Source organism: Mesorhizobium sp. M0518 (assembly GCF_040321125.1).
Taxonomy (GTDB): Bacteria; Pseudomonadota; Alphaproteobacteria; order Rhizobiales; family Rhizobiaceae; genus Mesorhizobium.
Genome location: NZ_JAMYQY010000050.1, coordinates 1 through 8,035, shown reverse-complemented (window position 1 = coordinate 8,035; position 8,035 = coordinate 1). Strand labels below are relative to the sequence as shown.

General features: G+C 62.3%; 5 protein-coding genes and 6 pseudogenes. 9 read left to right on the top strand and 2 right to left on the bottom strand.

All coding sequences use genetic code 11. The features are described 5' to 3' along the window. Positions 1–100: 100 nt before the first annotated feature. The 5 genes and pseudogenes from NKI66_RS32425 to NKI66_RS32405 all read left to right on the top strand — a co-directional run. Positions 101–769 (top strand): annotated as a pseudogene (locus NKI66_RS32425) (tyrosine-type recombinase/integrase); the annotation flags it as partial. A 10-nt stretch (positions 770–779) separates the two neighbouring features. After that, positions 780–1,979, top strand: coding sequence for an IS91 family transposase (locus NKI66_RS32420; protein WP_352754057.1), 1,200 nt, complete (start codon positions 780–782; stop codon positions 1,977–1,979). Positions 1,980–2,343: 364 nt separating this feature from the next. Beyond that, positions 2,344–2,706: an SDR family NAD(P)-dependent oxidoreductase gene (locus NKI66_RS32415; RefSeq protein WP_352754059.1), complete on the top strand. Its 363-nt coding sequence runs from the start codon at positions 2,344–2,346 to the stop codon at positions 2,704–2,706. Then, a complete protein-coding gene (locus NKI66_RS32410) occupies positions 2,676–3,089 on the top strand; it encodes an SDR family NAD(P)-dependent oxidoreductase (protein WP_352754056.1) in 414 nt (137 codons plus the stop codon). Before NKI66_RS32415 ends, NKI66_RS32410 begins: the two co-directional genes overlap by 31 nt. Before the next feature lie 9 nt (positions 3,090–3,098). Next, entirely contained in the window at positions 3,099–3,770 is a 672-nt protein-coding gene (locus NKI66_RS32405) for an SDR family NAD(P)-dependent oxidoreductase (protein WP_352754055.1), read from the top strand. On the opposite strand, the pseudogene NKI66_RS32760 reads toward NKI66_RS32405, so the two are convergent. Continuing rightward, positions 3,739–3,963 (bottom strand): annotated as a pseudogene (locus NKI66_RS32760) (AAA family ATPase); the annotation flags it as partial. The gene NKI66_RS32405 and the pseudogene NKI66_RS32760 overlap by 32 nt on opposite strands. Further along, positions 3,960–5,222, bottom strand: a pseudogene (gene istA / locus NKI66_RS32400) (IS21 family transposase). The pseudogenes istA and NKI66_RS32760, both read right to left, overlap by 4 nt. Before the next feature lie 144 nt (positions 5,223–5,366). Between istA and NKI66_RS32395 the strand changes: the two are divergent. The 4 genes and pseudogenes from NKI66_RS32395 to NKI66_RS32380 form a co-directional block, all read left to right on the top strand. Further along, positions 5,367–6,245, top strand: a pseudogene (locus NKI66_RS32395) (ISNCY family transposase); the annotation flags it as partial. Positions 6,246–6,434: 189 nt separating this feature from the next. Further along, positions 6,435–7,377: pseudogene (locus NKI66_RS32390) on the top strand (IS630 family transposase). A gap of 272 nt (positions 7,378–7,649) precedes the next feature. Further along, positions 7,650–7,778 (top strand): annotated as a pseudogene (locus tag NKI66_RS32385) (IS630 family transposase); the annotation flags it as partial. Positions 7,779–7,839: 61 nt separating this feature from the next. Continuing rightward, on the top strand, positions 7,840–8,035 hold a 196-nt coding region (locus NKI66_RS32380; RefSeq protein WP_292235143.1), incomplete at its 3' end, for a transposase.

Sequence of the window (8,035 nt, the reverse complement as noted above, 5' to 3'; positions counted from 1 at the left end):
CCCAAACCCTCGAGCGCATCGCCAATGGTTGGCCAAACAGCAACATCGAGGCGCTCATGCCTTGGAACTACCAGCGCTAAACGGCATCAGCTACGCGCTTACGCTGCGCTTTCTCTACAATGTGACGCTCGAGAGGGATTGGGCGCCTGAAGAGGTCCTGCCGCTTCCCAAGAAGCCGCAGAAGCTGCCGATCATCCTCAGTGCCGAGGAAGTTCAGCGGTTCCTCGGCTGCGTCCTCGACGTCAAACACCACGCCATCCTGACCACTTGCTATGCCGCCGGCTTGCGCATCTCGGAAGCGGTGCAGCTGAAGCCCACGGGCATCGACAGCCAGAGAATGGTCATCCGCGTGGAGCAGGGCAAAGGCCAGAAGGACCGCTATGTGATGCTGTCGCCCAAGCTCTTGGAGATCCTGCGCAGCTACTGGAAGGTGCGGCGGCCAAAGGAGTGGCTCTTCCCCGGCGATCGTTCCGGCCAGCCGATCACCAGGGATGCGGTGGGACACGCCTGCGCGAAAGCGCGCGACCGCTCCGGATTGTCCAAGCCGGTCACGCCCCATTCGCTTCGCCACGCCTTCGCCGTCCATCTGCTGGAGGCCGGCGCCGATGTGCGCACCATTCAACTGCTGCTCGGTCACCGCAGCCTCGCGACCACCGCCCATTACCTGCGGATCGCCACCAACAAGGTCTGCGCCACGTCGAGCCCCTTCGAGCTCTTGCCGAGGCCGGCGCCCACCCCGCCGCCGCCCGCCAAGCCGCAGTACTTCTGAGCTCGCGCCGATGGCCCGCTCGGGGCCGGAAGTGGCGGACATCTTCCGCCGCTACGGAGACACTTATCGCGCACAGCATGATGCGTCGCTGTCGACCGCCCAGCGCCGCGTCATGACGGCGATCGAACTGTGCCGGACCGCCGCGCTCGGCGGGCACGTCGAAGCATGCGATCAATGCGGCCTTCGGCGCATCGCCTTCAACAGCTGCCGCGACAGGCATTGCCCACGCTGCCAATCGCTGGCCCGTGCACAATGGCTGGAGGATCGTCGCGCCGAGCTCCTCGACACACAGTACTTTCACGTCGTCTTCACGTTGCCTGGCGACATTGCCGCCATCGCCTATCAGAACAAGGCGCTCGTCTACGGCCTGCTCTTCCGCGCCGCCGCCGAGACCCTGCGCACCATCGCCGCCGATCCCAAGCACCTGGACGCCGAGATCGGCTTCTTCGCCGTGCTACACAGCTGGGGCCAGAACCTGCTTCATCATCCGCATCTGCACTGCGTCGTCGCTGGCGGCGGCCTGTCTGCCGACGGTCGTCCGTGGATCGCCTGCAAGCCCGGCTTCTTCTTGCCGGTCCGGGTGCTCTCACGCCTGTTCCGACGATTGTTTCTGGAGCACCTGGAGAAAGCCTTCGACGCCGGCCAGTTGAAGTTCTTCTCTGGCCTGCAGCACCTGAGCGAGCGCGACGGCTTCCGGCGCTATTTGGCGCCGCTACGAAAGGCTGAGTGGGTCGTCTTTGCCAAACCGCCCTTCGCCGGACCTGCCCACGTGCTCGACTATGTCGGGCGCTATACGCACCGCGTCGCCATCTCCAACAACCGCCTCATCGACATCGAGGACAACGCCGTTCGTTTCCGCTGGAAGGACTACCGGCACGGCAATCGGCAGAAGGTCATGACCGTCGCGTCCGACGAGTTCATTCGCCGCTTCTTGTTGCACGTCCTGCCCGAGGGCTTCCATCGCATCCGCTACTACGGCTTTCTCGGCAATCGCCACCGCGCACAAAAGCTCGCCCACTGCCGCGTCCTGCTCGGCATGCCGGTTCCCGAGCCGTCGGATGGCTCATCCGAAAGGGATTACCGCGACCGCTATGAGGATCTCACCGGTCATTCCCTCAGGCAATGCCCCGCCTGTCGTCAAGGCCAGATGATCATCGTCGAAATCTTCGACGGCGCCACTGGACCCCCGCCGTACTGGGATACGTCATGAAAGAACCGCTCCGCTTTCGCCGTCACCGCATCGCACGAGCCGTTCGGCCGGAAAACCGAGTCGGTCCCGCGAAGCTGCGCGCCGTCACCCCCGGCTGCCTTTGCCGGGCAAGGCGCGACGCCGGTCCTCACTTTGCCGAACCTATATCCGTGCCGCTTTCGGCGCACGCGACCCCTGCAATCGCTGCGTCCACGACCGCATCCGCACCCACGCCATGCCTGTTCATGGCCACGGCCTGATTGAACGCCCATAGCGGCCACCCGTGCCGGCGGCTTAGTCCAACACGTTTTTAGCTCACCGTCGCGATCCACCTCAGCGCGCTCTCGCCACCCGCCTTTCTCCGCGACGCCAAGCTAAAAACGCTCTGCATTATGACGGATCCAAAAAGGTCGTTATCGTTACCGGCGCAACGTCCGGGATAGGGGACGCCGTCGTACAGGCCTTCGGCGCAATGGGCGCTTCACTCGTCTTAGTTGGCCGCGATCACGAGCGTGGCCAACGCTACGCGGTTCAGAAACTCGGTTGTCCAGCTCAATTGATGCTCGGTGATGTAGCTGATTCCGGCTTCGCCGACCAAGTCATTGCTTCTACCGTCGAGCGGTATGGAAAGGTGGATGTCCTGGTCAACAGCGCCGGAATTATCCGGCGGGGAACTGCGGTTGAAACCTCGGATGACGATTGGCGCCAGACATTCGGATGCGCTTCTATTTTAGCCGCGCCGCAGTGAAGTCCATGCGAACGACCGGTGGCGGGAGCATTGTCATAGCCTCCAACGTTGGCTTGGTTGGTTGTTCGAATCTGGCTGCCTGCTGTGCGTCAAAGGGCGCGGTGGTTCTGCTCACTCGAGCCATGGCCCTAGATCACGCCAAAGAGCAAATCAGCATCAATGCCGTCTGTCCCGGGGCCGTTGATACACCCATGCTCGTGTCGGCTCACAACAAGCCGGCTACGGCGGACGAGATCCTGCAGAGGAATACCGATTCAATACCGCAGGGGCGCCTCGCCACGCCGAAGGAAATAGCGAGCTTGACGGTGTTTCTGACGAGCGAACAGGCGAGGCACATCACCGGCGTCGCTGTTCCGATAGATGGCGGCTTCGCGGCAGGATAGGAGGGATCCATGGGTAACCGGCTATCAGGCAAGGTTGCCGTCGTGACGGGCGGCAACCGAGGAATAGGGCGGGCGATTGCCGAGAGGCTCGCTGAAGAAGAGGCAGTGGTTGTCGTCGGCGACCTGGTTGGGGAGCCTGCCGCCTTTGGCAGCAGCGTTCCCGAGCTCGTGTTTTTGCATCTAGACGTCACCAAGGAGGTTTCGATCCGAGCATTCGTTGACGAGGTCCTACTGAGGTTCGGCAGGATCGATGTACTGGTCAACAATGCTGGTAAGGTCATTCATAAGTCCATCGACGAACAGACTGCCGAGGATTGGGACGGGCTCATGGCGGTCAATCTCCGGGGTCCGTTTTTAATGGCCAAGTACGTGGTCCCGGAAATGAGACGTAGCGGCTTGGGAACGATCGTCAACATCGGGTCGGTGGAAGGCTATATGGTCAACCCTTGGCATACTGCCTACGCGGCCACGAAGGCCGGCGTGCATGGTCTCACGCTGGGACTGGCAGTTGACCTCGGGCCGGATGGTATACGTTGCAATACCGTGTGTCCCGGTTGGATCGATGCCGAGCTGAATCGTGCGTATCTCGAGATGCACCCGGACCGAAGCTTGATCGAGCGGGAATTGTCGCAACTTCACCCGGTAGGAAGGACAGGCGCCCCATGCGCAGTGCCGTCTTGATCCGGCTGTTGTCGCGGAGGGTCAACTCTTCCGAAAGGAGGATGTCCATGGCTTCGAGGGCGGCGATCTCGCCTTGCTCGAGCCGGCGCACGATATGATCGAGCGCTTCGAGCGCTCGTGGCATCTTCAGGCCGACGAGATCGTGGCGGATCCGGTCGATTGTGGATGGCGTGGTATCGAGCGCATTCGTCATGGACGCTGCTCCTTCGCCATCACCCGGGTGACGGCATCGTAGAAGGCCAACGGGCGCTGAGCGACCCTGTCGCCTGAGCCATGAAGGATGAGCTCGTCGTTCCTCAATCTTTGTCGGCGCTTGTGGACGTGGATGTTGCGATGCCCGGGCTCGACATGACGCTGATGCCGGCCTTCGAGAATGGGATGGGTGGCAATCAGCGCGCTGTCCTCGAAGATGCGTACCTCTTCGGCCAGCGTGTGCACCTCGACGACACGGCGCCTGGTGGCGTCGGGCACGCTGTAGAAATTGCACCGACGCTGACCATGCCCTCCCGGCTGATGCGTCGCTCGAGGCTTCAGGACCGATCGGAACGGAGCCAAAGGCAGCGGCCGCAGCGCTGCCCGCTCCTCGGCGAAAGCTTCGTTGACGACACGCAGTGTGGTGGCGTGAACTCTCGGGTTTGCGACCGTGTCCAGCCAGTGACGCAACTGCACGTTCAGGTCTTCGAGATTGCGAAAGGACCGGGCCAGGAAGAAGTCCTCGCGAATGTAACGGAATGGTCGCTCCACCTTGCCTTTCGTTTTGGCGCGGTAAGGCCGACACGCCTTGGGATGGAAACCATAGTGGCGGGCAAGATCGACGAGGGCACGGTTGTAGACGATGCCGCCGGTATCGCCTTCGCCGATCACAGCCGTCTTCATACGATCGTAAAGCACTTCGCGAGGAGCGCCGCCCAGCGCCTCGAAAGCCCCAGCATGGCAGCGCAAGACAGTCGGCAGATCCTGGTGGACGACGAAGCGTGCCCAGATAAGGCGACTGAAGCCAAGCACCATGGAGAATAGCCAGACGATTCTCGGCGTGGTCGGCTCATCGGCAAAGACGACATTGAACTGGGCAAAGTCGACCTGCGCCTGCTCGCCGGGCGGGGTCTCGAAGCGAACCTCGTATCCACGCTCCGCCGCGGCAGGACGAACGTCGCACAGGAAGTCGGTGACGGCCGTGTAGCCGCCGCCATAGCCGAGATCCTTCAGTTCCCGGAAAAGCCGGCTGCCGGTGAGTCCGGGATATCGGGTGACGCGTTCGCGAAGATAGGCCGTGAAGGGATCGATCACCGCCTGACGCGGCTTGCGCGGTCCGTAAGCCGGAGCCTCGAGCCCGCGCTCAATGTATTTGCGCACCGTCTTGCGGTCGATCCCGCTCTCCCTGGCGATCGCCGACACCGACAGGCCCTGCCGATGCAAATCCAGTATCATCGTCATCTCCCCGATCTTGATCACCGAAATCCCTCTCCCGACCATCAGGAGAAGCATCAACGATTACGCGCCGCCGGTCTCCCGGAGCGCGCTCCGGAAGACCGGCGGCAGCGCTATACTGGGAAGATTCAAACGGCACTTCTGGGGAGTATTGAGCCGGCATCGACACCGAGCGACAGCAGCCTGCTGTGGGACGCCGTCCGAATCGTGGTGCGCCTGTTGAAGCAGGCTGATGCCTTGGCCGGCGGCGCCGGCTTGGCATGGCACGATCACTGCCGCGCGGCCAAGAAGCGCGCCCGCAAGATCCAGTTCACACGCGGTCGACCCAATCGTGTTCTGCTCTACCACGAACTGATCGGGATCGCCCACGCCACCTTGGCCTATCTGCGGCAGGCGACGGCGCAATTGGCCGTGGCGGCCAACCCACTCATCGAACTCTGGCAGGCCCAGGTCTGTCACTATCGGCCGCTGATCGAGCAAATCATCACACAAAGTGAGCGGCGGGTGTTGGCCGGCGAGCTGGTGCCGGCCAGCGACAAGCTGGTCAGCCTGTTCGAGTCCCATGCCGATATCATCGTCAAAGGCAGCCGCGACACCGAATATGGCCACAAGCTCAACCTGACCACCGGCAGGAGCGGCATGATCCTCGATCTGGTGATCGAGGCGGGCAATCCGCGCGACAGCGATCGATTGCTGCCCATGCTGGAACGCCACATCGCCTTCTATGGTCACGCGCCGCGGCAGGCGGCGGCCGACGGCGGCTTTGCCAGTCGCGACAATCTGGCTACAGCCAAGATCTTGGGCGTTCGCGACATGGCATTCCACAAGAAAGCCGGCCTCAGGATCAAGGACATGGTTAGAAGCAATTGGGTTTACCGCAAGCTGCGCAACTTCGGTGCCGGCATCGAGGCCGACATCTCATGCCTCAAGCGCGCCTACGGCTTGGCGCGCTGCACCTGGCGCGGCATTGATCACTTCAAGAGCTACATATGGTCCTCGGTCGTAGCCCACAATCTCGTCCTCTTCGCATGTCTCAAACCGACCTGATGCCGAGCCACCATCGGAACTGCGGCGCACCGGCCAGAGCTGGGCCTCGCAGCGTGCGCGCGATTGCGCCCACATCGCCCTTTGCGCCGATCCCAGCGTCCTAGAGCACGTCCTGTGATCGATGAATCGATTGTGATGTGACGGCTGCGTTTTGTGCTGATTCAACATCCACCTCGATGTTGGTGGACGATGGGAAGAGCATTGAGCGGTGATCTTCGGTCGCGGGTCTTGAAGGCTTCGGACGAGGGCATGTCGGCGCGGCAAGCGGCGGCGCGGTTCGGCGTGGGAGTGTCCGCGCGATCCGCTGGATTGCGCGGGCGAAGATCGGCGAACTGGCGCCACGCCCGCAGGGCCGCCGCCGCGCCTCCAGCCTCGATGCGCATGAAGCCGTCATCGTCGGGCTGATCGAGGAGCGCAAGGACATCAGGCTGAACGAGATGGTGGAGCGGCTCGTCGCCGAGCAGTCAGTGCGGATCAGCCGCAGCGCCTTGAGCGCCTGGCTTCGCGGTCACGGCTGGACATTCAAAAAAAGTCCGCGCACGCACTGGAGCAGGGTCGCCTCGACATCCTGAAGCGGCGCCGGGACTGGTTCGACGGCCAGCTCGATCTTGATCCGGCGAAGCTCGTGTTCATCGATGAGACCGGCCTCTCCACAAAGATGGCCCGCCTGCGTGGAAGAGCGCCGCGCGGCGAGCGCTGCCGGGCCGGCGTGCCGCATGGCCACTGGAAGACCACGACCTTCACCGGAGCGCTGCGGCTGACGGGCATGACTGCGCCCTTCGTCTACGACGGCGCCATGAACGGCAACGTGTTCCTGGCCTATGTCGAGCAGGTGCTGGTCCCTACATTGTCGGAGGGCGACGTAGTCGTCATGGACAACCTGCCCGCCCACAACGCCGCCGGCGTGCGCGACGCGATTGAGGCCGCAGGCGCGAGCCTGCTCTACTTGCCGCCCTACAGTCCCGACTTCAATCCGATTGAGAACGCCTTCGCCAAACTCAAGGCGCTGCTGCGAGCAAAGGCCGAGAGAACCATCAAGGCTCTCTGGGACGCGGTCGGCGCGGTCGTCGACCTCTTCACCCCAGCCGAATGTGCCAACTACTTCAAAGCCGCAGGATATGATCCGGATTAAACAGGACGTGCTCTAGATCCTGCCCATCCTCCCAAAAACGTGTCGACGAACGGCAAGTGGTTGCAAATGTTCGCAAAAAGAAGCGTTTATGGACGGAAACTAAGCTAGTGAGAATCCAGTTTCGTTAGCGGTGAAATGATCTCCGTCGACGGCGGGCGAACCAAGAAGATATCCCTGCCCGCCATCTTGGATGAGGAGTACCGGGCCAAGCTGACGAAGGCATAGTAACGCGCCCGAACTACACCTGACGAATTGACCGTAGTGGGTGAAGTCGCTCACGCCATAGCTATGTCTGTCACGGCACCACTTGCTTGTTCGCAGCCCTCGATATCGCCTCGGGCTTCGTGATCGGCAAATGCTGCAAGCGCCACCGCGCGGCCGAGTTTCTCGACTTCCTCAGACCTTGCCCCTCTGATCTAATCCGGTTTGAAGTTCGTTCTGGCCCATCGAGAGGACCAGGACATGAAACGTAGCCGCTTCTCTGAAGAGCAGATCATCGGAATTTTGAAGGAACATGAGGCCGGGGTATCGGTTGCCGATCTGTGCCGCAAGCACGGGGTCAGCGACGCCTCGATTTACAACTGGAAGGCCCGCTTCGGCGGGATGGATGTCTCCGAGGCTCGGCGACTGAAGGCTCTGGAGGACGAGAACACGCGGC